Source organism: Pseudoduganella sp. RAF19 (genome assembly GCF_052114165.1).
GTDB lineage: Bacteria > Pseudomonadota > Gammaproteobacteria > Burkholderiales > Burkholderiaceae_D > Rugamonas.
Genome location: NZ_JBFREF010000006.1, coordinates 429,173 through 451,203, shown reverse-complemented (window position 1 = coordinate 451,203; position 22,031 = coordinate 429,173). Strand labels below are relative to the sequence as shown.

The following is a 22,031-nucleotide window of genomic DNA, read 5'->3' as shown; positions in this document are numbered from 1 at the left end:
GTCGATGGCTGACCTGGGGATACGGTGCTTTTCACTTCGTCTGGTTTGCTCGCATTTGCAGCGCTTCCAGTAACGGATGGTGCGCTTTGACCCTTTTTGCCCGGGGCCGAGGGCTTGGCGTTTTTTCCCATGATGGGATGCTCCTGGTGTGGGTGAATTCAGGTACAGCCCGGCACAAAACCGGGCTGCAGTCGGGTCAGGCCGGCTTAGACAGGGTCGGTGGTGCCGGTAGAACCGTAGGCCAGCTGCCAGAAGCCATAGCCGCCATTGCCGCGCGCTTCAGCACCGAACAGATACTCTCCACGCAGGAAGACCGCGTCGGAGTCCATGCCAGTTTGCTGAACCAGCTCAGGCTTCTTGCGCTGCTGGTAGATGATCGGTTTAACGGGCTTGGTGGCATCCATCAGTGCCCAGAAGTTGTCCGGCAGGCGACCGTCCGCCACTACTTCATACTTGCCCTTGTACGGGTTCGGCTTGCCGTCTTCCAGGCGATCCGTGGTCATCAGGGTCTGCGCCACGGTCATCTGGTTGGCACCTACCACCAGCACATTCGGGCGGACGTTGAGGGAGCGCTCTTCGTCATCCTTCATCTTAAACAGCGCGACTTCGGCCGCGCCCAGGCTGGACTGTGCAGCGGACAGCGTTGCCACCGACAGCTTGAGATTGGTCACGTTGCTGACCGATGTGATGCTGCCGTCCTTCTTCTTGACCGGGTGGTCCGAATCGAAGAAGTATTGGCCGTCATAGCACTTGTTGACGAAGCCATTGCCCAGGAGAGCGAACACGATCTCGTCGGGCAGCTGCGCGGCCGAGTTGCCGGCGCCTTCCGCTTGAATCTTGTAATTGCCCAGGTTGTCGTCTTCGATGTCGTTACGTTTAACGCGGATGGTCGATTCCCAGTCCTTGTTCTTGATGGTGTAGTCGAAGGCTTCCAGGCTCTTGATTACCTTGTCGCCAATCCACTCGCGCATGGCCGGGAAGTTCGACAGCCAGCTGTAGTCATTCAAGGCCGTGGTCGACGGGACCAGCATGGCGACTTTCTGCCATTGGGATGGCGCGGCGGTAAAGGCCTTGTTGAAAGTCGCCATCAGGCCCACGAACAAGGCTTGGATATTCTGCTTATTAACCAACATGAGATGGGTTCCTTAATATATGAGTGAGGTCACTGGTTGGCGCGGTCTTACTCGACCCAGACGCCAGCGCTTTCAACGCCAACCACCTTGCCGGCCGGCGAACGGGTATTGCCACCGTTGGAGTGCGCAACGGTCTGGTCGTCCACGATGTAGCAGGTCTTGCCCAGGTCAGCCTGGACGACGGGGTCAGCGCCGAGGTTGGAGTAGAAGAAGGCTTCGCCGCGCGCCACCTGGATGGTCTGGGCGCCATCGGCACCACCCGTGTTGTCCACGAATTCCTCAGCGCGGCCCAGGTAGGTCAGCGTGGCGGCCGTGGAGCCGGGAACAGCGAAGCCGGTAGCGCTGGCAGCGACGATGGCACCGGCATAAATCTTCGCGTTGGCGGCAACCAGGACAGGCAGGCGCTGCGTTTTCTTCGATGGAGTGTTGCGGTCAGCAGTCAGTGCGGTCATGTAATTCTCCAGGTTGGGTTATCAATTAGCCCTGGGACAGTGCGGCCGCAGCGGTGGCGTACTGTTCCTCAGACACGCCAAAGGCAGCGCACAGGGATTTCTGGTCAGCAGTCAGCGCGGCTACGCCTGGCTTGATGCTGTTCGGCGGCACATTGACCGTCTGCATGCCGTTCAATGCCGCAATCGTCGGCGTGGTGCCCAGGAATGCCGTCAAGGCGGCCATGTTGTTTGCACCCAGATTGCGCGCCCAGGCTTCCTGAGCTGGCAGCAGCTTGCCGCTGGCCAGCGCGGCGCGGACGGTCTCGTCAAGCGAAACGGTGTTCGCGTTGGCGGTCAGCGCAGCAATCTGCTGGTGCATCGCGTTCATGGTTTCGATAGGCACCCACTTGGCTGGGTCCGGGGTGGCACCCGACAGCGCGGCCACGTTGGCACGCATACCGTTAATAAGGCCAATCACATCGCCGGTCGCCGCAGCGGTGTTGGCGTCGCGGCCTTCCTTGAGCATATTGGCCAGCTTGGTCAGCTCGGCCTGCACGTCTTCGGCGGTGGCCGAGATGGGCAGGTTGAGCATCCAGCGGAGTTGTTCGAGCAGTGCGTCCAGGTCCAATTGAATCTCCTGTTGTTGAGGGACGGGGGTAGAGAGAGCAGCAAATTGCGCGGTGGCGGCGGCCAGCATGATTTCGTCCATGCCGAGAATTGCCGGGAAATTGGTGATGGCGGCCATGAGCAGGCCAACGACGGCGCCAGCGTTGTCATAGGCGAGTACGGGCGAAATAAACTTGTATTCCTCGTTCTCGATCATCTGCTTGGCTGGCGCCGTCCAGACCACGTCAGTAGCGAACAGCCCTTGGCCAGGACGCCATTCGACCGTGGAGAACCAGCCAGCTGCAGGCGCTGGCTGGCCGTTGTCTTTCGCCTTGAGCGTCTGGTGCTCGTAATCGATCACATACTGATTAGGGCGAGCATTGATAGCTGCCACCAGTGCGGCGGCCTTGTTGTCGTCAATGTGCCAGGCAGGGATACCAGTCGGTTTGCCATCCACGATGCCAGGGCGGCCATCAAACGCCTTAAACAGGCCGGCAGGCATGAGCTGAATTTCGCTGCTGGTGGTCAGCACCATTGAGCAGGCCGCGATAGCGATCAGCGGGCCGGCTGCTTGGTTGTTGGAGGTGGTCTTGTGTTTCATGGTGGACCGATGATGACGGCCGGACCATGCTGACGTAAGGCTGTCCGATGACAGCCGCTGGGCTATATTGGTTTTGAAGGAGTGTTCTTGCGCGCGCGAAGGCGCAGGAGGGGCGTTAATGACGCGTTAAAAGCTTGGAACGCATCGAAGCCGGGGATAGACGCAGGCTTATCCTAAAAAAACGCTCTAACCTGCTGCGAGTATTTTCCACGTTTTATGGCCACGGCGCCAGAAATTTCCCGGCGCCGCCGTTCGACACTATACCTATTGATCCGGCACCAGGTACTGCTGCAGCATCTCGATTATTTCGGTCTCTTCTTGCGGGTACAGCGTGCCATCCCCCTGGATCGGAAGCATAGGCCTGGCAGGAATATCCCCCCACAGGTGAGGAAACTGCAGCTTGGTCCCACCGAAGTGCTGCATAAATACATAAGGCACCACAGATGCAATGGTCAAGCTCTCGGCGTCGGCGTCGAAATGAAAGGAACTTATCAGGCGCCGGCTCGCACCGATCAGCGGCTTTTTCCCTGGTAGTGCTGCCTTGCCGCCCTTGCTCTTGCCCCCCATAGAGGCGATGTACCTGGCAATGGTTACCGGGCTGTTAGTCGCCCATGGCGTACCATCCGGGCCTGTGCTGGTCTCAAAACGCGTATGGATGCGGTCCAGCCAGGCTTCGCCAATGCGCCGAAAGAACGGCTCTACGTCGCCTGTTCGCTCCAGCAGCTGGGCCAGCGCGTGCTGTACCTGGTCGGCTTTGACTTCAATATACGTTGACATCGATTACCTCTGCACTTGATCCATCAGCCGCTCACTTCACTACTTGCAGCAGTCCGTCATAAATGGCTGCCGCGATCTTTTCATCCGATAGCTTAAACGCCGAGATGATCTTGTTTAACGCTCCAGCGCGCTTTGCGACCTTGTAATCCAGTTCGATGGCAAGTTTCTGTTGGCTATTTCCCGCCGTTCCTAAGATATACAGCAGCATGCCGCTATTCGTATCAAACAACACTTGGGCTGGGCTGGCCAAGCCTTCTAACAGGCCAGTCCAATCCTGAATAGCCAACGTCTCGCCGACAAACTCACTGCGCACGCCAGCTTGCTCAAGCAAAAGACCGTCCTTCAAGACGATCTCCGCGCTGGCCGGCACGATGTTCTTGTTAGCGGCTAGCCAGGCGAGAACGTCAGGCGATATGGCGCCTGCAATTGTGGTACGGCCGCGCACAACCGGGTCGGCAAAGACCGAATTTACAAAATCCTGGTGGGCGGCGTTTCGCTCTGCCTGAAGGGGCGTTTGCATCACTTCATAGAGCTGTGAACCTATCGGCGCATCGAGTTTCACCAATTTGTCATCTATTAGCTGCTGCAGTGGCTTGTCTGCGTTCGCGCCAGGTGCATATGCAAACCCTCTGTCAATGCCTAAGGGAGCACCAGTTTTCGGATCAATCTGATCCCAACCGGGCGGAGCCTCGGCGCGCCCCTCGGCCTTCGCCTTTTCATATTCGCGCTGGTCTACTGCGAACACCCTACATTGACAGCCCCATCCATTGGGCGGAAAGTGCGTTTGCCAGAATGGGTGATCATATGGCAGCACCAATCCATTCCAAGACTTGTGCAGTTCCCTAGGGTGTTCGACGGTATCCGAATGCACGTATTTCCAGTACGGCGCGACCATAAGCAGCTTGGCATTAGTCAACTGCTTCCAGCGACCAGCGGCGTAGCTGGTGGCAATGTTAGTTTGATAGATGATTCGCATGCGCCAGGCTTCCCCTGCTTCGCTGCCTTCTCCAGTCCAGCCGGTCCAACCATGCCGCTGGACGAGTTTCCTGAAATCCTTACGGAATTCGTCCAGCCCTGTGCCCTGTTCGATGGCCTTCTGGACTGCCTGCCGCAGATCGTTCAAGAGGTCTGCCTGCGCAGCGCCGGCCACGACAAAGGCGCGGTCGTGCGCGCCGTGCATGATGTCGTCCCAGCGATCTGTCGGCAGATTCAGCTTTGCCTTAAAGAAGTCCAGCTGCTCCTTAAATGGTTTGGATTTGGCAACGGTGACTGACACGCTATGCCCCCTCTTGCACGTCGCTCAAGCCTTTTAGTTCGGCTACGGCAAACGCTGTCTGCATGATTTTAACGAAGTTCTCTTCGGGAACTCCGCCGAAAGCTGCGACCAGGTCTCGCTGCAAGTTAGCCATGCTGGTGGCTGCGTTAACTTTTGCCAGGACATCCGCCATCACCGCCTCCCAAGCAGGTTGCGCTTCGCTGACCAGCTGCGCTGTCGCATCAGCTGTTGGATCGGGTAGCGGTGCTGCAGGCGCAGCGCCGATAGTCACCACACCTGTAAGGGCTGCCTGCGCTGGCTTATCGGCCGGAAGCACCTGCGGCGCAATGCGCAGCGTCTCCTGGCCGTCCGTGGGCTGAGGAATGTGCAGCCGTTCATGTGCCCAGTCCACGGGAACTTTGAAGCCCACGCCAACCAGCTTGGGCAGTGCGTCAGCATACGCCACCAGGTCTTCCGGCTCTTCTACATCGAGCACGAAGCGCGGGCAACGGCGTAACGCCGTCACACCAGGCCGGTTTAACACCACCATCGGGAATACCACGTCGCGGGTAATCGTTGCGGCCACCTGGCGCGCATCACTGCGCAAGATGTCGCGGCGCACTTCGGCATGGACCTTGCCCAGTGCGAAGCTGCCGCCACCCTTGGCGCCGGTATCGGCCGTTAAAGTTTGCCCCAGGATGACCTTGGATTCCGTCTTATCTGCCCAGGCCATCATCGCCAGGTGGCCGGACTCGCCACTGCCACTGGCAGCGGTCTGCAGCTCGATCTGCATGTCCGCCGGCATGATGGCGCGGGCATCATGGCCAAGAGCTGTCACGGCCCGCATCAGGGATGCCTTCTCGGCCGCCGTCGCGCTGTTGTTGTACTTACCCATGATAATGGGAAGGCCATAAGTCTCCAGGAACTCCGCGAAGTCACCCAGGGAATACGCCTTGTACAGGAACGGCCAGACCAGGGTTCGATAGAGGCCCATGCGGCCGGCGTAGCCAGTCTTTGCCTTGGTCGGGCTGTGCATGACCCAACCGAATGGCTGCAACGCGGCGCCATCTACGCTGCCATCCTGCAGCGTGATGGCGGTCCTGCCCATGTTCAGCTGGAACCATTCCTGGGGACGCGGATGGAAAGCAGGCAAGCGCTCGCCGTCTTCCTGGCGCCATTCAATTTCGATTGGCGCGAAGCCGTGGCCTACCGCATCCATGGACGACAGCAGCAGGTCTTCCATCGCGTCCGCGCAGTTCTTTAACGCTTCGCGTACCCAGTCGGTAGCGGCCTTTTCTTGCGCGGTGGCGTTTTCGGGCGGAATGACATCCCACGGCAGGCTGACGATGGCGCCCTTACGCTTGCTCATCTCGGCGCACAGGTGACCATCGCGCTCTTCCATGTCAGAGAACAGACGGTGCTGGTCGATCAGCGATCCCTGGTCAGCTGCCTGCAGGACCGCCTGCAGACGTGCCGGCGTCAGCCCGCTAAGCATCGGCGTTAAATACCGATTCTCCAGCGTCGTGATGCGCGCGGTCTGCGGCTCTCTCAGCTTGCCCTGGTCGATGGGCTGGCCGTAATGGTCAAGAATTTGGGTCACAACATGCTCCTAGAGCGTAAGTCGGCGTCTTCGCGGCCAGCCTGGCCACGGCGCCCGATTGATTGAAATCCCTCACAGATCGCCATGGGCGGCTCCATGCGGAATACGGCGTATGTGGCCAGAGCCAGTGCAATGGCGGTGTCGCCGTGACGTGCGCGGCCGTCGCTGCCTTTGGTGTGTGCGGTATCGGGCACCTTGGCCACGCCTTTCTCCAGGCGCACCAGGCGCAAGTCGGCCAGCACGTCGGCGTCCTTCGGGATGGTCAAGGTCTGGTCCTCAAATGCAGCCTTGAAGGCTGGCATGTTCTCCCTGTACCACTCGACGGACAACATGATGCAGGCGATGCGCTCTTGGCCATACTTCTGCGCCGTCACTTCCGCCAACCAGGAACCGTTGCCGCGCGCGTCCATGGCGCCGGCCCGGAAGCGCGGCAGACGATCCAGCATGTAGTGCAGGATTTGCTTCTGCTGTTCAAACGGCACATTGCGCAACTCCACCAGGAACGGCGTTACCAGTTTCAGCTCCTTGGTTTCGACCAAGGGCCAGAAACTGGTCAAGTCACCGCTGCGGGCGAAGTCTTCACCAAAGTAGTGGTCAAGGTTCGGGTCCAATTTGGCCAGAAGCGGCAGCAGAAACTCTTTGCACCAGTCCTCAGCTTCAGCTTGACGTATGCGCTCAGGCAGAAACGTAAACTCATCCGGCAGCGCCAGGCGCAGGACGGGGATGCCATCCTGCATGCAGTTCTCCACCAGCGTGCGCGACAGATAGGCACCGCTGCCAGAGCTGGGATTAACGTCCAGCTCTTCGCTGGCGTTATCACCATAGACGGCGTACATGGACGCAACCCACTCGGCCTCGGCTTTGGGGGACCAGACCTGATGGGTGGCCAAGCATATACGTTGAAATAGACCATCCTCGATAGCCGATTTGAATTCAATTCGGTGCACGCTATACGGCAGCTTGCTGGCGCGGCAGTCCTCGATCAACTCGTTAAACGGGTTCTGGTCGCCTTCATGCGTGGAGATAATCCGGACCTTGCCGCCCCACATGAGCAGTGCCATGGCGGCCTTAATGAGACCTGCCAAGTCATCGTGGAATGCCGCCTCATCGATCACCACGCGACCTTGCTTACCGCGAAGGTTGGATGGTCGGCTGGACAGCGCGGTGACGCGGAAGCCGGAAGCGAATCGAATGCCGAAGGTGACGATATCCTTGTCCTCGTCAACGAACACGGATTCTTCCATTTCAGACGCGGCCAGGCCGTAGTGTTTGGCCCAGAACGCAGCATCGCGGATAAACTCCTTCGCCATGTCCTGGTTGTAGCCGATGTACCAGGTATCGTCGCCGCCCGCGTCCGACGACGATGCGGCAGTCAGCGATGCATCTGCTGCCTCGGCCCAGGACAGACCAACGCGGCGCGATTTTTCGCAGACCTTGACCGGCGCCTTGTCAGCGATCCAGCGCTGCTGATACGGCAGCAGAACAAAAGGTGCCAGCTCGCTCATCCGGCAATGCCCAGAATCTGGCGCCGGATCAAGTCGGCGGTTTCCGGCGACAGGCCGGCTTGTTTAACGACTTTACCAACTTCGTCAGCGGCAGCAGCTGCGCGCGCTTTGACCTCAGAGGCAAAGCGCTTATTGCTGATCGATGCGCGGGACAAGTCAGCGATGGCACGCGTCATCTTGGCCAAGTCCAGGGACTTCGGATCAACCTGCATATCCAGGACGACGTTAAACAGCTTCTCCTGGGTCATGCGGATGAGTGCCTGGCTGACAGCGTCCTCATCGTCCTGGCTGCCCTCGATGACGGCCTTAGCCTGTTCGCTGACCAGCTTTAACGCCTTCAGACGATCACTGAAATCAGCACCATAGCGATGAATGCTGGACTTCCCAACGGTGAAGCCAGCGCCTGCAGCGGTGAGGCGGTCGTTAATTTCCGCCTCCAGCACGTCATAACCGGAGAACCCGTTTTCGACCAGGCGCGCATCGAGCCAGGCTTTCAGTTCGGCCGGCAGCTGCTCGACCTTTGAACGTGGCGGCATGCGCTCCCCTTACGATTTAACGGGACGTGCGATGCCAGGCTCGCAGTCGATGGTGTATTCGACCAGGTCAATGCCGTAGCGGATTAGCTTGGCGAACCAGCGGCCATCCGGCTCGCGGTGCACTTCCAGCAGGCAGCGCTCCTCCAGGTAGTCCAGCTGCTTGCGGATATCCATCTGAGTTGCGTCCTGGTACAACGCCTGCAGCGTCTGCAGCAGCAGTTCTTCGTAGCAGCCAACAGGCTGGGCGTTATACAGGGTCAGCAGCAGATACCAACGCATACCCTCACGGCGAATCTTGGCTTGGTCAATCATTGTGTTTGCCTTTCAGTTGCAGAATTTCCATCTTGGACGATATGGTGTCCAGCTTGCTTTCGATGATGGTCTGGTTGCGGATGTAGTCCTCGCGGCGGACATATTGGTTTGGCAGTTCCGCGCGCCAGGTCAGGAATTCACGCTCCAGCTGCTGCACCATGTCCAGCACTTTGCTTTCCTTGGCCAGGTGTTGCTGCATGGTCTGGCGCAGGTCGCTGTGCGAGGCGGCGGTGGCGGCCTCCTGGGCGTTGAACCGCTCGGACAGGCGTTTTTCAAACTGGGTGAAGAACATCTGGCCGACAGCCCAGCAGGCGCCAGCGCACGTAATGAGCAGACCAATCAAGTGCCACAGTTCCAGCTCCACCTTCATGGATAGCCCCGCGTGTGAACGCGCAGGGCATATTCCTGCTCTTCCTGGCATGCCAGGCACGTCTGCACACCTGGCATTGCGACGCGCCGCGCAGGGATGATGTGGTCGCCGCATGCTTCGCAGAACTCGGCAGAGTCTGCTACGGTCTTGTCGCGCAGGCCGGCGCGCTGTTGTTGGGCCTTCAGGGCGCGGTCCCGTGCCTCTTGTTCGGTTTGCACCGCGTTGTCTGCGATATCGGTCATTTCGTGTCCTTAATCCACTGCGCCAGGCCTCGCAGACGCTCCCGGCATTTGTGGTAAAGCTTCGCAACCTGAACATGGTTGCTCAGCAGGTTTGTCATCCGTCCGTCCTGCGGTGGCGGCAGGTCCGGGCAGTCGTCGGTCAGTTGGGCTGGCGGGTTCAGTGCCGGCGTCGTCATCGGCGTTGGCGGCAACCCATGTGCGCAGGCCGTCAGCATCGAGGCCGCAATCAGTAGCCCCAGCGTGTGTTTGTGCATAGTTCAATACCCTTTGCTCAAGTTTCTGGAAATTGGCTTCAGTCCGCGCAAGCTTCGCGCTGGTCTTGGTCTCGACGGCCAGGCCGGCGTTTGCTTTCTGGTCGTGCTTTTCGATGCCCACGACAAGTTGCGTGCTTTGTTCCGCGGCTGCTGCATTGGTCGTGTTCGTGACGGCAAAGCGGTAGGTCCACAAGAGCGTGCTGGCCCAGAGAATGGCCAGCAGCAATGCCAGGCGCGCAGTCATACGCAGCTCCCCGCGCCCCAGCCAGCAGCGATGAACAGCGGCTGCCAGCGGCCAATGATTGCCTTCGGATAGTTGCGGTTCTCGCGAAACATCGCTGGTGCGCGGCCAGCGTTAAACGGCTCGACGTCGTCATGCCGTGCGGGATTCCTGCCGGCTGCGGCTGCGGCCCTGCGGTCGCGCCTGGTCCAGCCGGCGCCGCCGTTGTAATCCCACAGTGCAAACCACATGCGGTCACACTCGGTTTCGCCGGCCTCCTGTGTCATCAGGCGATGCATGTACCGCGATTGCGCACGCAAGGCCCAGACAGGGTTGGTTGGCTGATTGTTCGCCAGTTCAGGAAACAGTCCGCTAATCCAGCTGGCTGTATCAGGCGTGAACTGTGCAAGGCCCGACGCATAGGCCGACTTTGCATCAGTCCTGCAGGCAGACTCCTGGGCGAGCTGGCCAGCGAGCGTGGCGACTGGGGCGTCCATGCCGAACACCTGGCGCGAATTGCGCACCAGGTCACGGCGATATTGCAAGCATTCGCGAGGAATAGTCGCAGCCTGGGCCAGGCTAGCGGACAGCAGATAGCAGAGAACCAGTAGGCGCAGCATTACGCCCCCAGCGCGCCTGCTACCATGGCGAAGCCGATCACGATCGCACGGCGGATGCTCGCAGCGGAGCGCTCCATGGGCGTCAGATCGGGGTTGTTCGGGCGGGTGGTCGGTGCCACGCCACGGTCAAACCAGTAGCCAACCCAACCGCTCAGGGTTACCTGCGCGGTCTTGAAGATGATAACGGGCAGCTGGACTGGCGACATCAACGCCACCAGGGCGATGAGGGCCACTGTTACCAGCAGCCATTCGACCATTCGGATTTTTTTCATTGCGCGTACCTTTTCCTGCAGTAGCAGGGGCGGATTAAAGAAAATCGCTCAAGAGAGAGCGAGAATCTGCAGAGTACGCGCGCGCGTAAGAGCCAGCGAGGCTGCCCGATGACAGCCGGTGGCGAGAGGGGAATTTACAGAAGGCTTAACTGACGGGAATCGACAACCGCAACCTTTGGTTGACGGGTCGTTTGCTTCAGGACGCGCCATACATGACGCTCGCTGAGGCAGAACTGCTCCACCAGGCAATGCACGCTGTCGCGGCCAGAGCGCTTTTCAATTTGCGTCAAGCGGTCATATTCGCGGTGGATTCTAGCATTGCGCACATCGTTCAGCGCATCGCGGCATTTCGGCACGGTGAAAGGATCGCTGCCGAAATGATTCAGCAGCTGACCTGCAGCAATCGCGCCAACAGCCTCGGTTAATCGCTCGATGCTTTCGCCGGTTTTGTATAGGCGCAAGGCCTTGCCACCATGCCGGTCCACCAGCAGCAAGGTGGCGGGCAGACCGATAATGCCTACCAGGCGCTGCGCGCTCGGTGGCAAGTGGGACAGATCGGTTTCCATAAACTACTCCGTTATAGCGCCGGCCGCCTTGGCGGCGCGGCGGGTTGCATCGATTGCCAAGGCCGCGATGACCTTGGCCAGCTGGACGCCATTGCAGAACTCAACGCGCTCAACCTTGTCTGTCGTGGCAAAGAGCTTCTTAACCAGCGCATCGGCGTAAGACCAGGGGCGGCCGGCATCAGCCAGCAGCGCCTCGATCTTGCGCACCTGTGCCTTGCGGTCACCGCCGACCCGTGGGCGCGGCCTGCCTGCGTTCGTGGCCTTCGCAGGTTTGAAGCCACAGCGCTGCAGGTGCGCCAGTACCCTGGCAGCGCCGTCATGCGTTAAATTCTTGGCCGAAGCCACGCCGCCATGGGCGGCCAGCATGGCGCGATAGGTGGCGTCATCCATGCCAAGCTGCTTTTTGGCGATGTGGATTTTTGCCAGGTCAGCGCTGCGGATCATGCAATCTCTCCGGCAGCCGGGTCGATAGCCGCGTCAGTTGCGACAATCGATTTCAACGCTTCATAACCCATGAACTCCACTTCAACGCTTTCGCATACCTGGCACAGGTGTGACAGTGCAGAACGTCCACTTGGCCAATCGGGCAAATAAAGTGTGTATGTCGAGTCGAAATAGCCCAGGCTGCGCGCCATACGTTTCCCGTAGTCCTTCTGAGCGCGCTCGCGCTCTTTTGCGGAATAGAGTTGCCGGACAGATTTGCGCAGATATTTGCTTTCCGGCGCCTTGGCATTCGGGTGACACCAAGCCTGGTTAAACTTGCCGTTCACATAGGTCATTACGCGGTACGCCATTGCCTTAAAGCGCTGAACTGTCAATGTGACTTCGTGGCCATCGCAACGCAGGATGACCACGCCCAATGGCTGCGACAGCTCGGTCAAAATTGACTCCTTAACTTCCTTATTTAACGTCGCCATATTAGGCCTCGCCTTCAAGTGGTTTCATCACGGCCGCAATCCCTTCGTCCTGACCAACGGCGTATTTCCCGTATCCTGCCGGCCTGCCGCAGAAGGGGCAGTAGGTGGCCACGCAAGGCATTTCCTTGCCCTTGGCACTGCTGAAACCTTTGGCAGTGCCACGGATACGAAAAGGGATATTGATAACAGCGACCATGTTCATGTCACGCGTCACCGCCAGCCCCGTGGCCTGGCATTCGGCGCGGATATCCTGGCCGGCCTGCTTTGTGATGAAAGGGGCGGACGCCAGCTTCGTTCCCACTTCTTTAACGCAGTTGCAGTTCATGCTTAGACCCCCGCGATGTCCAGCGGAATCAGCGAAAACTTCTCGCTGTCGCCCACGCGTTCCAGGATGCGAATGTAAGACTTACTGCCGTTGACCTGCACTGCGTCACTAATCGCCTGCATGGCGCGCATCCATTCCTCGTCAGTGATTTTGTAGCGACGCAGACCCAGCACGCGGCCGGTGTTGATGTTGCCCGCCTTGTCTACCTGGAATGCGTCATGCACCAGCACCTGCAGTTCTGGCTGGGCGCCCTCGCTCCATCGCTGCAGGCAGCTGTCGATAAGTGCCTTGGCGGCTACCAGGCGCTCGTCAAACGTCAGACTTTCCTGGATGGCGCGCTTGACCTGGTATTTGCCGTCATAGGACTGCAGTGTGACGTTGCCTTTGTCACCGCCCACCTTGACGGAATATTCGCCCGCGCTCAACTCGATGAACGCCTGCACGTCCGCGAACAGTTCGCCCTTGAGCTGCGCCAGCTGGTCGGACATCTTCTGCGCCTTGCTCACCATGTCCATCACCAGCTTGTCACGCATCAGGTCAATTTCCTTGATCTGTGACACGGGAACCAAATGCCCTTTGGGATTGGTCATGTATTCGGTTTGGTCGGTCATGCGTTGCTCCTTCGCGTTAATCATTGGTGGTTGCTGCCAGGTGCTTGGCGAACTCGCCGGCCACATGGAAGGCATGAGTGTTCTGAGCGTCATGCCCGCCCAAGGTGTGGAAGATGACGCTGCCCTTGAGGAAACCACGGAATTCGTCTGGCGACAGGCGCTCGCGCAGCAGCTCTATCAAACCACCTTGCGCGTTGTTGGTATCGCTGTGCTGGCTGGCTGCCAGGGCGATCTGGTTGGACTTCTCCAGCTCGTCTTCGCGATCCGCCAGGCAGTAGAAGCCACCGGCTTTTTTAACGGTGCCCGCCGACAAGGCTACGCGCAGAAGCGTGCTCACCTGGTAGCTGATGCCAAGGGCGTCCTTGAGAACGGCCGCTGACGTTGGGCCGCTCTTCTCCAGATAGGCAATTGCCTTATCCACTAGCGACTGTCGCGCCGTACCTTTATGCTGGTTATGCAGTTCCTTGCTGTAGCCTTCGCTCGGTACGAAGTTCGCACTAGTGGTAGCGCTGCTGGTCTCTTTGTCTTGCTTGTCTTCGCCCGTTTCGACGGTGTCTGGCTGAACAGAGGCCGAATCTGGTTTCGCCGCAACTTTCCAGTCCAGGAACGATGTCTCAATCCGATATACGGTGACCATTTGGCCATTTGCACCTAAGGTCAGATTTGCTGCTACTTGCTTTTCTTGTTCGGCGAGCTTCAGTTGCCCCTCGACTACTGGGACATCGATGTCCAGAAGATCACTAATCTGCACAGCGTTCAGTCCTGGACGCTGGCGCAGGAGGGTCAAAATGTCATTGCGGGTTGGGTTGCTCATGTTTTCGGTCCCTTTCTTGGTTGACGAAGTTTTGTTGGTTCTACGTTCTTGAGTGCACGCGCGGCACTGGCTATGCAGCATGTCTGGCAGCCCCCTGGATGCATGGAAGAATTCGGTATCAGCGGGCCAGTAGTCCCGGCACCTGCTGCAGCGCTTTTCCAGCTCGCCATCACTGTCATATCGATACATGCCGGTGGCCAATCGATCTGCCATCAGATGCGGCCCGAGAATCTTCTCCAGGCTATTCATGGGGCTGCCACTGGATCAGACAGTCATGCACGATCACACTGCACAGACTCCCGCCATCTGGCAGGCGCCTGGTGCTCTTGCCGTGAGCTGCGGCCGTCAACACCGGGCCAGCATTGGCATGCACTGCAATGGTCGGCCGCGTGCCGGTAACGTCTACGGACTGCACCGGTACATCTTGCTCACGCAACCAGCGCACAGCGCGATTGAGTACGCTCAATGCCTGGATAGCTTCAGCCGACCAGACCTTTGGCCCGTTCGCACCCTGGATGGCGACATGAGCCTGGCGCAAAGGGACAACGTTGTGTGTGGCGGTATTCATGGCGCAGTCTCCACTTGTGGGCCGCCGACTTCCGGCAGGGGCAGCGTTACTTTGTCGATAATCCCTGCCTGCTGGGGAGGCTCTGCAGGCGCGGCGTCTTTGATGCGTGCTTGCTGCTTAGCCGGTGCAGGCGCGGCGCCAGGTACGCGCTTCTCACAGTTCTGGCATGCGCGCCAGTGCGACATGGCACGCGGGCTATTCGTCGGTGGTGTTTCGCGCGACGAATGCTCGCGGCACTCCAAGCCAGTGATGCGGTGTTCGCGCTCCATCAGGACCGTTAAAAACGGGCACTCGATGCGGCCAATGGTGTTCAGAATGCGCGCCTCAATCTTCGCAGTGCCGGACTTGCCGTTGACGTATGGTGAGGATGCCGTCTGATTCAAGATCGCTGACAGCGCCCCTCGCGATACGCCAACTCGTTGGGCCGTCGCGGCAACGCTGCCGGTGGCCTGCACGTCCGCCTGCAGCAAGGCAAACCATTCCGTTTCACGCTGCGTCATACTGTTTCTCCTCGTTTGGGTCATAGACCGTTTTCTGTGCCGGCTGCGGGATGGGCGCGATTTCGCCCGTGTCGCGCACCAACAGGAATCGTTTAGCGCCGTTCGACGTGAGGGACTGCGGTGCCTCACGTCGCAATTCCGTGAGATAGCCGGCGCGCACCAGTGGCCGGATGTACTTGGCCAGGTTGTTTTCCGCACGGTCGATGTCCGCTTGGCTGCTGCCCGCATCCAAAAGCACGCTCACCAGTTCTGGAATACTGGCTTTGCGACGAATGCGCAGCAGACGCCATGCGCGGTCACGCAAGCTGTTGGTGCGAATCTTTGGGATACCTGTCGGTCCTTTAGGGCCGCTGGTTAGCCTGGCGCCTTCTTCCTGGGCCAACCGTCCCAGCGAGGTCAGGTGATAACAGCCTGGCTTGACCGTGTTATCGGCGTATTCTTCGCGCTTGAGGTAACCGTGCTCGACCAGCTTGGCGCACGCTGCTGCGACCTGGCGGCTCGTCAGCTTGGTGTGTCGCATGATCGCGGCGTGTTTAACGCATCCCCGAGGGCACGCCAGCACCTTGACCGCCTCCATCACGGTTTGGGACGTCCACACTGCGCTCATCGTGCGCCTCCCACCCGTGGACGACGCGCCTGCCACTCGATGCACAGTTCGACACCACGCATTGCCTCAAAGGTGGCACTGGTCAGGCCGTTCGTCTTGGCGACGCGCTCGATATTGGCAATGCCGTTCATAACCAGGCGCATCTTGCCCGCGCTCTGGCGATGGAGTTCTTGGACCAGCTCCGCATCCATAGGGAACTCCGATAGCTGCTTGCACGCCAGCTGCACATCCTGCACGGTCAGCGCCTCAAAGCGAGCCACAGCGGCAATGCGGCTGCTAATCTGCGGATGGCGAGCAATCATCGATTCCATGCTTTCCATGCCCACCAGCACAATCAGCGTTTCGGTCAAGTCGCTGATGTCCCGGATGCACTCCAGGATGCTGGCGGACCTGCTGACGGTATGTTCGGCTTCGTCAATGATGATTGGCGTCTGGCGCGCACCGATGGCGCCAATGATCTTGGCCTGCAGGGCGTGGTTGGTCGCGTTGGTCGGAATGCGCAGCAGCTCTGCCAGTTCCATCAGCAGCGCGCGTTTCGTCCAGGTCTCCTTGCCGCGCAGGTAGAGTGCGCTGGTATCGACCGCATAGCGGTCCACGGTGGCCGATTTGCCAAGCCCTGCTGGGCCGGTAACCAGCATCATCGATGCCTCGCGGGCGCCGCGCTGCTCGGTGGCTTTTACCGTCTGCACGAAGCGTGCGTAGTTGCTGTTCTGTACGAAGCCCTTTTTCACCTATACTCTCCTTGCTTTTCAAGTTCCTACGTTAAATCTCGCCGCCCGGTGCCCATCACCGGGCAGAGCTACTACTCAATTACCCAGCACGTACTGCATTGGTTGCACCAGGTTGCCAGCCCAGGCCCAGGCACTCAAAGCGCTCTTGTAGCGATTCGTAAATGTCGCTGGCGACGAACTGCTCCAGGAACTGGCGGTCATTCGCGTTCCACTCCCCCTGGTGCTGCATAAGCCACTCGTAGCGGTCGGACTCCAGCATGAAGATTGGACGGGTTGGCGCCTCAACCGGTACGGCCAGCAGCTCCACGTCCAGCATCTGCAGCGAGGAAACGCCGGTGATGTCTTGCAGGGTCGGGCTGGGCGCGTTTTCCAGAACTAGCGGCGCACCATGCAGCTCGTCGTGCACTTCCTGGCGCTTCACATCCAGGCGCTGCAGCCTTGCTGCCGCACGCTTACGTGCAGCCACTTCCATAGCTGACTCAGCGAAGTACGCGCGCTTGTTGGCCTCAAAGCCAGCGTTGCAGATGAAGCGATCTTTGTGGTCATAGACCCATACCTGGTCCGCGTTGTGTACGTCGTACCCCACGCGCACCACGTCGCCGTGATACTCCTGCAGCGCATGAGCGAAATAGAGATTCCCGAACAGGCGCACTTCACCGCGCAGCGTCTTGACTTCGCGTTGCGGTCGGAACAGGTCGCGCGATTCATCCTCGGTGATGGTCACCAGCTGCGCGCCGTCTTTAACGCCTTGGTCCCATGCCTCGTTTGGTGTCATGTGGCGCTTGCGGCCAAGCTCTGGATCAAAGACTTTAGGCAGTGCGCGATGAGGCCTATTGTTGTAGGCATCAACATGGTCATTGGCGAACTTCAGGAAGTCGTTAAAAGGCATCAGGTACTTGCTGCGGCCCGTGTGTGCGACTTCCTTGCGAGTCAACTTGTGCACCTTTTGCATCGCCTGCCGGTCCATGGTGGCGCCGATGTAGGTTGGCAGTTCTTTGGCTGCGCTCACCCACACGGTCTGGTGCGAACGCTCCATGATGCCGCGCGCTTTGGAGTTGTAGGCAATGCTGTGCGTTTTTTGGAAGCCCAGGCGCGATTCCATACCGACACCCGGCGCCGCCATCAGCGCGTTGTGATAGCCCGATCCATTGTCAACATAGAACAGCGCGGGGATGCCGCCCACTTCGCATGCGCGCCGCAGCGCATCCAGTACCGCCAGGCCGCTCTCCGCGAGGTCCACGCTCCAGCCGACATACTTACGAGTCGCGACGTCAACCACGCCGGTCATTTCAGGGCGGAATGGACGGCCATGGGCTGGGTGCGCCACCTCTGCGTCAAACGTGTGACCGTCAGCTGTGTACACATCGGACGGCCACAGCACGCTGCTATCGCGGCGGATGAACGGTTTGATGTTCGACAGGTCGCGGGAACCCATGCGGCCACGTTGCAGCTCTACGTTGCCCATCTTGCCGAGAAAACGGCGGGCGCGGTGATACAGCTGGGTCGGATCGATGCCGAATGCGGGCGCGATCTGCTCGACAGCGAAGGCCAGGCTGGGCTTTTGCGGCGTCTGGTATACCGCCAGCAGGTCTGCAGCCCATTCCGGCACATCAACCTTGCTGTGAGCATCCTTGGGAGCCAACGCGTTGACCTGTCGGCGACCGTCTGCGGTCTTGGCCTGGTTGGTGTCAGCGATCCAGCGGTGAATGGTGCGACGGCTCAGCGTGCGCTTGCCACTGCTGCCGGCTTTGGCGTTCGCTACTGGCACCAGGTTGGCCAGGTGATCGGGCAGCGAACCCTCTTGGGCCATGATGACCAGCTTCATAATGGCTTTTTCACGGCCGACCAGCTGGGCCACGCGGTCCACTTCCGCCAGGAGGGCGGCGCGCGCCTCGGCGGTGCGCTTCTGCCAGTCCTTTAACGCTCCCGAACTAGCGACCGGCACCAGCGCCTTTGGTACTGGCGCGGCTAGCGCCAACTGCGCAAGCTTTGCGGCCCCAGAATTGCCTGCTGTCTTTATCAGCTGATTTGCGACTTGGTCTTTAATCGCCTGCATTACCTGTGCTGGTGGTTGGTACTCGCGACGCGTGCCGCCAACGCCTGTAACCTCCGTGTACGGCCAGCCTTCCCGACTAGCCTTTGCAAGAACAGCCGCTTTGGTAACGGGCATGCCTGGAAGACTGAGGGTCAACAGCTCTGACGCCGTGTAGGAGGACTTGATCAGCGCCATGCTCATTCGGCCGCTCCAAAATCGAATTCGGGGGACTGGTTTTTGAGTACGTTGGTGCGCTGGTAAGCAAGGTGTGTAAGCGTGCTCGTCAAGGCCGCCACCGTTTCATCCAAAGCGGCGCCAGTTTTATAGAAGCGGGCCAGCAAACCAACCGCATCAGCAAACGACGCCTGAATCTCTGCGAGGTCGGTCACGTCAGCCTTTTTGCCAGACGGGATCGCCACGACCACTTTGTCACCTTGGGCGAGGCACAGGTACTCGCTGACGTAGGACACGCCGCAGAAATCTTCAAATTGGCGAACGCGATTTAACGGCATCGAAGTTTCCGCAAGCCAGCGATAAAGCGTTTTCACTTCAACGCCCATTAAATCGGCGAGGACTTTAACCGGGCGTCGCTTTTTCTCAGCTGCGAATTCGATGCAAAGTTCCATTGCCTCGCCTACGCTGGCGGGCCGCATCGATTTCCATTGTCTGTTTCGCATTGTCGTTTTCCTGTGTTCGAGAATCGTCTTGGTAGGCTAGAAGTGTGTTCTGCCTTACGCTTCTACACATGGAAGAGCGGAAAGAGCGGGCCGCGTGTTGCGGGCCAGAGTGGCTGGAAGCGTTAAAACTGGCGTAAAATTGCGAGCAGCGTAACGCTCTGGCCAAATTACTTCGGGCTTGAGTTCCAACGCAGCGGCGATAATTCCTTCTGCCTTGCGGTAAGGACGGTCCAGGGCGGCTTTCAGCGTTCCAGCGCTGAGGCCATGCTGGCGCGACAGTTCACGAAGGGACCACCCTTTTTTATGGAGGGCTGCTACAACATCCGCCCTATGCCAATCAGCTTGGGTGGATTTTTTTGGTTCATTGAATGCGCTCATCGGTTACACCTATCGGGGTTGTTCTAGGGCGCATGTTAAGCATTAAGAAGTGTTAAGTCAATGCGTTTTTGCACAAAACACTTAGCTTGTGGTTAGGTGTTCGACGCTTAGGCTATAAGTATTTGATTAATAAGAAATAATTTTAAGTGTTTTGTGAATACACTTTTTCAATGATTGGAAGACACTCTCATGCAACAAAGTGTTTTGAAAGGTCGCCTCTACTCAGCGTCTGAAATTGCCGCCTTGGCACTTCCTGGCTTACCAAAGAGCAAACCAGGCGTCATCGCACGCGCCTCTGCCGAAGGGTGGAAATTTGAAACCCAAAAGGGCATAGGCGGTACTAAGCGGCTCTACGAGGTGCCTGCCAAATACTTTGCTGGGACTGTGCATGCACGGTTTGAGGCCGCCAGGGAAACCGCTCATGTGGCTGGGACCGTTGCCGGCGGGACCAATAAAGTGGATACGGAAAAACTGGAACTGGCAATCAGGGCGCTGACCGAATGGGAGAAGGAGCGGAACATCCAGGTGAGCGCAGATCGGCGTCCAGCACTCATCGCACTCCTTTACGAGTACCTTCAAAATCACTTGGAAGAAGGCCCAGACGCGATGCAGCGTGTACTTCGTGCTCTTGGATAGAATTGGAGAGACTTTTCGGCACTCGATCAATCTAAACTTATTAATTTTAAGTAAGTTTAGTTATCAAAATGCAACGTAAAGAAAAGATTGTTGGTGCGCTAAAAGCGCTTCTAGATTCAGCTATCGCTGATAGCCAGCAGGCCGCCAAAGCCTGCTTCACCTGGATTCACAAGGAAGAGATGGAGGCGCCGGCCAATGATGCCTCCTTTGGTTGTTCGGAGCTTGCGCGCCGTCGCCGCTATCGTGCCAAAAGGCACGCAAATCTGGATAGGATTGCTGAGAAGTGGCGCAAATGGATGGCAGACGCTTCCCTCAATGAATTTTGCCGCTATGCCGCGCAGTTGCTGGGTTTCGGAGCGGGTAATCCCGTTTCCTCCCAGCTCTTCYCGCATGCCAAATCATTCACCCCCTCACATAATCCTCACTCCGGAATGGAGTCAGCCCGCTTCCGCAACACACCAAAAGCGGGCCGCGACCGCAGCGAAAAATACGAAGCGATGATCGTCAGGGTAATCACGCACATGAACGCGAACTGAAAGCGCGTATCGGAATTGAACGCCTGCGACAGCAGCACCGCCAGCAGCGTCAACAGCGCGATGCCATTGCCAACCGGGTAGAGCCACGTCTTGAAGGGCGCCTCCCCGGCCCCGGACCTGGGCTCCTTCTGACGCATCCTCGCGTGCGCCAGAATAATAAAGATCCACACCGTCATGATGAACGCGCCGCTGCTCTTGGCTAGTGTCAGGAACAGGTCGCCACCGCTGGCAAAGTGCACCGCCAGAATGCCCACGCACACCGAAAAACTGAGCGCCAGCGCGTTCATTGGCACCCCGCGCGCATTGGTGCGGCCAAACAGCTCCGGTGCGTAGCCGCGCTGGCTGAGGGAATACAGCATGCGTGAATTCGAGAACAGGAAGGAGTTCATCACGGACATGAAGGAGACGAACAGGACCACTTTCATCCCCGTCGCAGCCCAGGCATACCCCGCCAGGCTGAACAGCGAGACATAGGGCGACTTCAAATTGACGGCATCAGTCCAGGGCAGACACAGGATCACAATGGATACCGATCCCACATAAAACACCATCACCCGGAACAGCACGCTGCGGATGGCCCTGATCACATTCTCGCGCGGATTCTCCGATTCGCCGGCTGCCACGGCCGCAATCTCGCTGCCGCCAAGCGAAAAGATCACCACCGTCACGCCAGCCAGCACCGGCAAGATCCCATTGGGCATGAAGCCGCCATGCGCCTTCAGATTGCTCAAGCCCGGCGACGGAAAGCCGCTCTGCATATTCAATAAGATCGACACGCCCAATACCATGCAAATCAGGATCGAACTGATTTTCGCGAACGAGAGCCAGTACTCGGCTTCGCCGTAGGAGCGTACGGAATACAGATTGCTGGAGATGACAAACAGGAGCATGAGAAAGGCTCCCGCCCAGACGGGCAATCCGGGCAGAAAGTCGTGCAGGATCGCCCCCAGCAGAATCGCCTCGATGGTAATGGTGATCATCGACTTGAACCAGTACAGCCAGCCCACGGCGTAACCGGCCCATTCGCCGAGATACTGGCTGGCGAAGGTGGAAAACGAACCGCTGTCGATGTTTTTGGCCGCCATTTCGCCGAGCATGAACATCACCAGGATGACAACGAAGCCGCCGATCAGGTAGGACAGGATCGCCGCCGGCCCGGCAGTGGCAATCAGCGCCCCGGAGCCGACAAAAAGTCCGGCGCCAATCACGCCGCCCAGGGCGATCATCGTGACATGGCGTTGCTTCAGGCTGTGAACCAGGTCGTTCTTATGCGTCATGCAGGAGGCCTTCCGTCAGAGTGGAGCTGATGATAGCACTAGCTTCGGGTGCATTTTTTGCATTCCAGCGCTGGACAGAATGGCTGAGTGTTGTGATAAATTAAACAATTTCCGTCACC

The 22,031-nt window shown here is 58.8% G+C and carries 30 protein-coding genes; 2 read left to right on the top strand and 28 right to left on the bottom strand.

Annotation, left to right across the window (positions count from 1 at the left end):
- Window positions 1–206: 206 nt before the first annotated feature.
- From AB4Z19_RS18985 to AB4Z19_RS18855, 27 genes are all read right to left on the bottom strand, one after another.
- A complete protein-coding gene (locus AB4Z19_RS18985) occupies window positions 207–1,133 on the bottom strand; it encodes a Mu-like prophage major head subunit gpT family protein (protein WP_442023085.1) in 927 nt (308 codons plus the stop codon).
- Window positions 1,134–1,180: 47 nt separating this feature from the next.
- Entirely contained in the window at window positions 1,181–1,585 is a 405-nt protein-coding gene (locus AB4Z19_RS18980) for a hypothetical protein (RefSeq protein ID WP_442023084.1), read from the bottom strand.
- Between the two features lie 25 nt (window positions 1,586–1,610).
- The gene (locus AB4Z19_RS18975; protein WP_442023083.1) at window positions 1,611–2,771 is read right to left on the bottom strand and encodes a phage protease; all 1,161 of its coding nucleotides are present in this window, start codon (window positions 2,769–2,771) and stop codon (window positions 1,611–1,613) included.
- A 264-nt stretch (window positions 2,772–3,035) separates the two neighbouring features.
- Window positions 3,036–3,548 carry a phage virion morphogenesis protein gene (locus AB4Z19_RS18970; RefSeq protein ID WP_442025356.1) on the bottom strand — a complete coding sequence of 171 codons (513 nt, stop codon included), beginning with the start codon at window positions 3,546–3,548 and terminating at the stop codon, window positions 3,036–3,038.
- A 31-nt stretch (window positions 3,549–3,579) separates the two neighbouring features.
- On the bottom strand, window positions 3,580–4,824 hold the full coding sequence (locus tag AB4Z19_RS18965) for a phage minor head protein (protein WP_442035783.1): 1,245 nt from the start codon (window positions 4,822–4,824) through the stop codon (window positions 3,580–3,582).
- A gap of 1 nt (window position 4,825) precedes the next feature.
- The gene (locus tag AB4Z19_RS18960) at window positions 4,826–6,403 is read right to left on the bottom strand and encodes a DUF935 domain-containing protein (protein WP_442025354.1); all 1,578 of its coding nucleotides are present in this window, start codon (window positions 6,401–6,403) and stop codon (window positions 4,826–4,828) included.
- Window positions 6,400–7,908, bottom strand: a complete 1,509-nt coding sequence (locus AB4Z19_RS18955) for a hypothetical protein (RefSeq protein WP_442025353.1) — start codon at window positions 7,906–7,908, stop codon at window positions 6,400–6,402. The genes AB4Z19_RS18960 and AB4Z19_RS18955 overlap by 4 nt, the downstream gene beginning before the upstream one ends.
- Window positions 7,905–8,444 (bottom strand): DUF3486 family protein, encoded by a 540-nt coding sequence (locus AB4Z19_RS18950; RefSeq protein WP_442025352.1) that lies wholly within the window; start codon window positions 8,442–8,444, stop codon window positions 7,905–7,907. Before AB4Z19_RS18950 ends, AB4Z19_RS18955 begins: the two co-directional genes overlap by 4 nt.
- Before the next feature lie 9 nt (window positions 8,445–8,453).
- Window positions 8,454–8,756: a hypothetical protein gene (locus tag AB4Z19_RS18945; RefSeq protein WP_442025351.1), complete on the bottom strand. Its 303-nt coding sequence runs from the start codon at window positions 8,754–8,756 to the stop codon at window positions 8,454–8,456.
- Window positions 8,749–9,126: a hypothetical protein gene (locus AB4Z19_RS18940; RefSeq protein WP_442025350.1), complete on the bottom strand. Its 378-nt coding sequence runs from the start codon at window positions 9,124–9,126 to the stop codon at window positions 8,749–8,751. The genes AB4Z19_RS18945 and AB4Z19_RS18940 overlap by 8 nt, the downstream gene beginning before the upstream one ends.
- Window positions 9,123–9,368 carry a TraR/DksA C4-type zinc finger protein gene (locus AB4Z19_RS18935; protein WP_442025349.1) on the bottom strand — a complete coding sequence of 82 codons (246 nt, stop codon included), beginning with the start codon at window positions 9,366–9,368 and terminating at the stop codon, window positions 9,123–9,125. Before AB4Z19_RS18935 ends, AB4Z19_RS18940 begins: the two co-directional genes overlap by 4 nt.
- 9 nt (window positions 9,369–9,377) lie before the next feature.
- Window positions 9,378–9,866 (bottom strand): hypothetical protein, encoded by a 489-nt coding sequence (locus AB4Z19_RS18930; RefSeq protein WP_442025348.1) that lies wholly within the window; start codon window positions 9,864–9,866, stop codon window positions 9,378–9,380.
- Entirely contained in the window at window positions 9,863–10,462 is a 600-nt protein-coding gene (locus tag AB4Z19_RS18925; RefSeq protein ID WP_442035782.1) for a transglycosylase SLT domain-containing protein, read from the bottom strand. The genes AB4Z19_RS18930 and AB4Z19_RS18925 overlap by 4 nt, the downstream gene beginning before the upstream one ends.
- Entirely contained in the window at window positions 10,462–10,734 is a 273-nt protein-coding gene (locus AB4Z19_RS18920) for a putative holin (RefSeq protein WP_442025346.1), read from the bottom strand. Before AB4Z19_RS18920 ends, AB4Z19_RS18925 begins: the two co-directional genes overlap by 1 nt.
- Window positions 10,735–10,868: 134 nt before the next feature.
- A complete protein-coding gene (locus tag AB4Z19_RS18915; RefSeq protein WP_442025345.1) occupies window positions 10,869–11,300 on the bottom strand; it encodes a Mor transcription activator family protein in 432 nt (143 codons plus the stop codon).
- Window positions 11,301–11,303: 3 nt separating this feature from the next.
- On the bottom strand, window positions 11,304–11,744 hold the full coding sequence (locus AB4Z19_RS18910; RefSeq protein WP_442035781.1) for a gp16 family protein: 441 nt from the start codon (window positions 11,742–11,744) through the stop codon (window positions 11,304–11,306).
- Complete coding sequence (locus AB4Z19_RS18905; protein ID WP_442035780.1) at window positions 11,741–12,181, bottom strand: hypothetical protein; 441 nt, start codon at window positions 12,179–12,181, stop codon at window positions 11,741–11,743. The genes AB4Z19_RS18910 and AB4Z19_RS18905 overlap by 4 nt, the downstream gene beginning before the upstream one ends.
- A gap of 37 nt (window positions 12,182–12,218) precedes the next feature.
- Entirely contained in the window at window positions 12,219–12,542 is a 324-nt protein-coding gene (locus AB4Z19_RS18900; protein ID WP_442025342.1) for a hypothetical protein, read from the bottom strand.
- Window positions 12,543–12,544: 2 nt separating this feature from the next.
- Window positions 12,545–13,153: a DUF3164 family protein gene (locus tag AB4Z19_RS18895; RefSeq protein ID WP_442035779.1), complete on the bottom strand. Its 609-nt coding sequence runs from the start codon at window positions 13,151–13,153 to the stop codon at window positions 12,545–12,547.
- A gap of 16 nt (window positions 13,154–13,169) precedes the next feature.
- On the bottom strand, window positions 13,170–14,216 hold the full coding sequence (locus AB4Z19_RS18890) for a hypothetical protein (protein ID WP_442026465.1): 1,047 nt from the start codon (window positions 14,214–14,216) through the stop codon (window positions 13,170–13,172).
- On the bottom strand, window positions 14,209–14,535 hold the full coding sequence (locus tag AB4Z19_RS18885; RefSeq protein ID WP_442026466.1) for a hypothetical protein: 327 nt from the start codon (window positions 14,533–14,535) through the stop codon (window positions 14,209–14,211). The genes AB4Z19_RS18890 and AB4Z19_RS18885 overlap by 8 nt, the downstream gene beginning before the upstream one ends.
- Window positions 14,532–15,035 (bottom strand): hypothetical protein, encoded by a 504-nt coding sequence (locus AB4Z19_RS18880; protein WP_442026467.1) that lies wholly within the window; start codon window positions 15,033–15,035, stop codon window positions 14,532–14,534. Before AB4Z19_RS18880 ends, AB4Z19_RS18885 begins: the two co-directional genes overlap by 4 nt.
- The gene (locus AB4Z19_RS18875; RefSeq protein WP_442026468.1) at window positions 15,022–15,642 is read right to left on the bottom strand and encodes a hypothetical protein; all 621 of its coding nucleotides are present in this window, start codon (window positions 15,640–15,642) and stop codon (window positions 15,022–15,024) included. Before AB4Z19_RS18875 ends, AB4Z19_RS18880 begins: the two co-directional genes overlap by 14 nt.
- The gene (locus AB4Z19_RS18870) at window positions 15,639–16,373 is read right to left on the bottom strand and encodes an AAA family ATPase (protein WP_442026469.1); all 735 of its coding nucleotides are present in this window, start codon (window positions 16,371–16,373) and stop codon (window positions 15,639–15,641) included. The genes AB4Z19_RS18875 and AB4Z19_RS18870 overlap by 4 nt, the downstream gene beginning before the upstream one ends.
- 79 nt (window positions 16,374–16,452) lie before the next feature.
- Window positions 16,453–18,318 (bottom strand): Mu transposase C-terminal domain-containing protein, encoded by a 1,866-nt coding sequence (locus AB4Z19_RS18865; RefSeq protein WP_442035778.1) that lies wholly within the window; start codon window positions 18,316–18,318, stop codon window positions 16,453–16,455.
- Between the two features lie 287 nt (window positions 18,319–18,605).
- A complete protein-coding gene (locus AB4Z19_RS18860) occupies window positions 18,606–19,085 on the bottom strand; it encodes a hypothetical protein (protein ID WP_442026471.1) in 480 nt (159 codons plus the stop codon).
- A 54-nt stretch (window positions 19,086–19,139) separates the two neighbouring features.
- The gene (locus tag AB4Z19_RS18855; RefSeq protein ID WP_442026472.1) at window positions 19,140–19,463 is read right to left on the bottom strand and encodes a helix-turn-helix domain-containing protein; all 324 of its coding nucleotides are present in this window, start codon (window positions 19,461–19,463) and stop codon (window positions 19,140–19,142) included.
- 189 nt (window positions 19,464–19,652) lie between these two features.
- Between AB4Z19_RS18855 and AB4Z19_RS18850 the strand changes: the two genes are divergently transcribed.
- Window positions 19,653–20,099 carry a DNA-binding protein gene (locus tag AB4Z19_RS18850; protein ID WP_442026473.1) on the top strand — a complete coding sequence of 149 codons (447 nt, stop codon included), beginning with the start codon at window positions 19,653–19,655 and terminating at the stop codon, window positions 20,097–20,099.
- A gap of 68 nt (window positions 20,100–20,167) precedes the next feature.
- Window positions 20,168–20,635, top strand: coding sequence for a hypothetical protein (locus tag AB4Z19_RS18845; protein ID WP_442035777.1), 468 nt, complete (start codon window positions 20,168–20,170; stop codon window positions 20,633–20,635).
- On the opposite strand, the gene AB4Z19_RS18840 is transcribed toward AB4Z19_RS18845, so the two are convergent.
- A complete protein-coding gene (locus AB4Z19_RS18840) occupies window positions 20,521–21,912 on the bottom strand; it encodes an amino acid permease (RefSeq protein WP_442025366.1) in 1,392 nt (463 codons plus the stop codon). The genes AB4Z19_RS18845 and AB4Z19_RS18840 overlap by 115 nt on opposite strands.
- Window positions 21,913–22,031 lie beyond the last annotated feature (119 nt).

Bases quoted from the DNA above. Each gene is read 5' to 3' on its own strand.
- AB4Z19_RS18985 (WP_442023085.1), bottom strand. From the start codon at position 1,133: ATGTTGGTTAATAAGCAGAATATCCAAGCCTTGTTCGTGGGCCTGATG.
- AB4Z19_RS18980 (WP_442023084.1), bottom strand. From the start codon at position 1,585: ATGACCGCACTGACTGCTGACCGCAACACTCCATCGAAGAAAACGCAG.
- AB4Z19_RS18975 (WP_442023083.1), bottom strand. From the start codon at position 2,771: ATGAAACACAAGACCACCTCCAACAACCAAGCAGCCGGCCCGCTGATC.
- AB4Z19_RS18970 (WP_442025356.1), bottom strand. From the start codon at position 3,548: ATGTCAACGTATATTGAAGTCAAAGCCGACCAGGTACAGCACGCGCTG.
- AB4Z19_RS18955 (WP_442025353.1), bottom strand. From the start codon at position 7,908: ATGAGCGAGCTGGCACCTTTTGTTCTGCTGCCGTATCAGCAGCGCTGG.
- AB4Z19_RS18950 (WP_442025352.1), bottom strand. From the start codon at position 8,444: ATGCCGCCACGTTCAAAGGTCGAGCAGCTGCCGGCCGAACTGAAAGCC.
- AB4Z19_RS18945 (WP_442025351.1), bottom strand. From the start codon at position 8,756: ATGATTGACCAAGCCAAGATTCGCCGTGAGGGTATGCGTTGGTATCTG.
- AB4Z19_RS18940 (WP_442025350.1), bottom strand. From the start codon at position 9,126: ATGAAGGTGGAGCTGGAACTGTGGCACTTGATTGGTCTGCTCATTACG.
- AB4Z19_RS18935 (WP_442025349.1), bottom strand. From the start codon at position 9,368: ATGACCGATATCGCAGACAACGCGGTGCAAACCGAACAAGAGGCACGG.
- AB4Z19_RS18930 (WP_442025348.1), bottom strand. From the start codon at position 9,866: ATGACTGCGCGCCTGGCATTGCTGCTGGCCATTCTCTGGGCCAGCACG.
- AB4Z19_RS18925 (WP_442035782.1), bottom strand. From the start codon at position 10,462: ATGCTGCGCCTACTGGTTCTCTGCTATCTGCTGTCCGCTAGCCTGGCC.
- AB4Z19_RS18920 (WP_442025346.1), bottom strand. From the start codon at position 10,734: ATGAAAAAAATCCGAATGGTCGAATGGCTGCTGGTAACAGTGGCCCTC.
- AB4Z19_RS18915 (WP_442025345.1), bottom strand. From the start codon at position 11,300: ATGGAAACCGATCTGTCCCACTTGCCACCGAGCGCGCAGCGCCTGGTA.
- AB4Z19_RS18910 (WP_442035781.1), bottom strand. From the start codon at position 11,744: ATGATCCGCAGCGCTGACCTGGCAAAAATCCACATCGCCAAAAAGCAG.
- AB4Z19_RS18900 (WP_442025342.1), bottom strand. From the start codon at position 12,542: ATGAACTGCAACTGCGTTAAAGAAGTGGGAACGAAGCTGGCGTCCGCC.
- AB4Z19_RS18895 (WP_442035779.1), bottom strand. From the start codon at position 13,153: ATGACCGACCAAACCGAATACATGACCAATCCCAAAGGGCATTTGGTT.
- AB4Z19_RS18890 (WP_442026465.1), bottom strand. From the start codon at position 14,216: ATGAATAGCCTGGAGAAGATTCTCGGGCCGCATCTGATGGCAGATCGA.
- AB4Z19_RS18885 (WP_442026466.1), bottom strand. From the start codon at position 14,535: ATGAATACCGCCACACACAACGTTGTCCCTTTGCGCCAGGCTCATGTC.
- AB4Z19_RS18880 (WP_442026467.1), bottom strand. From the start codon at position 15,035: ATGACGCAGCGTGAAACGGAATGGTTTGCCTTGCTGCAGGCGGACGTG.
- AB4Z19_RS18875 (WP_442026468.1), bottom strand. From the start codon at position 15,642: ATGAGCGCAGTGTGGACGTCCCAAACCGTGATGGAGGCGGTCAAGGTG.
- AB4Z19_RS18860 (WP_442026471.1), bottom strand. From the start codon at position 19,085: ATGCGAAACAGACAATGGAAATCGATGCGGCCCGCCAGCGTAGGCGAG.
- AB4Z19_RS18855 (WP_442026472.1), bottom strand. From the start codon at position 19,463: ATGAGCGCATTCAATGAACCAAAAAAATCCACCCAAGCTGATTGGCAT.
- AB4Z19_RS18850 (WP_442026473.1), top strand. From the start codon at position 19,653: ATGCAACAAAGTGTTTTGAAAGGTCGCCTCTACTCAGCGTCTGAAATT.
- AB4Z19_RS18840 (WP_442025366.1), bottom strand. From the start codon at position 21,912: ATGACGCATAAGAACGACCTGGTTCACAGCCTGAAGCAACGCCATGTC.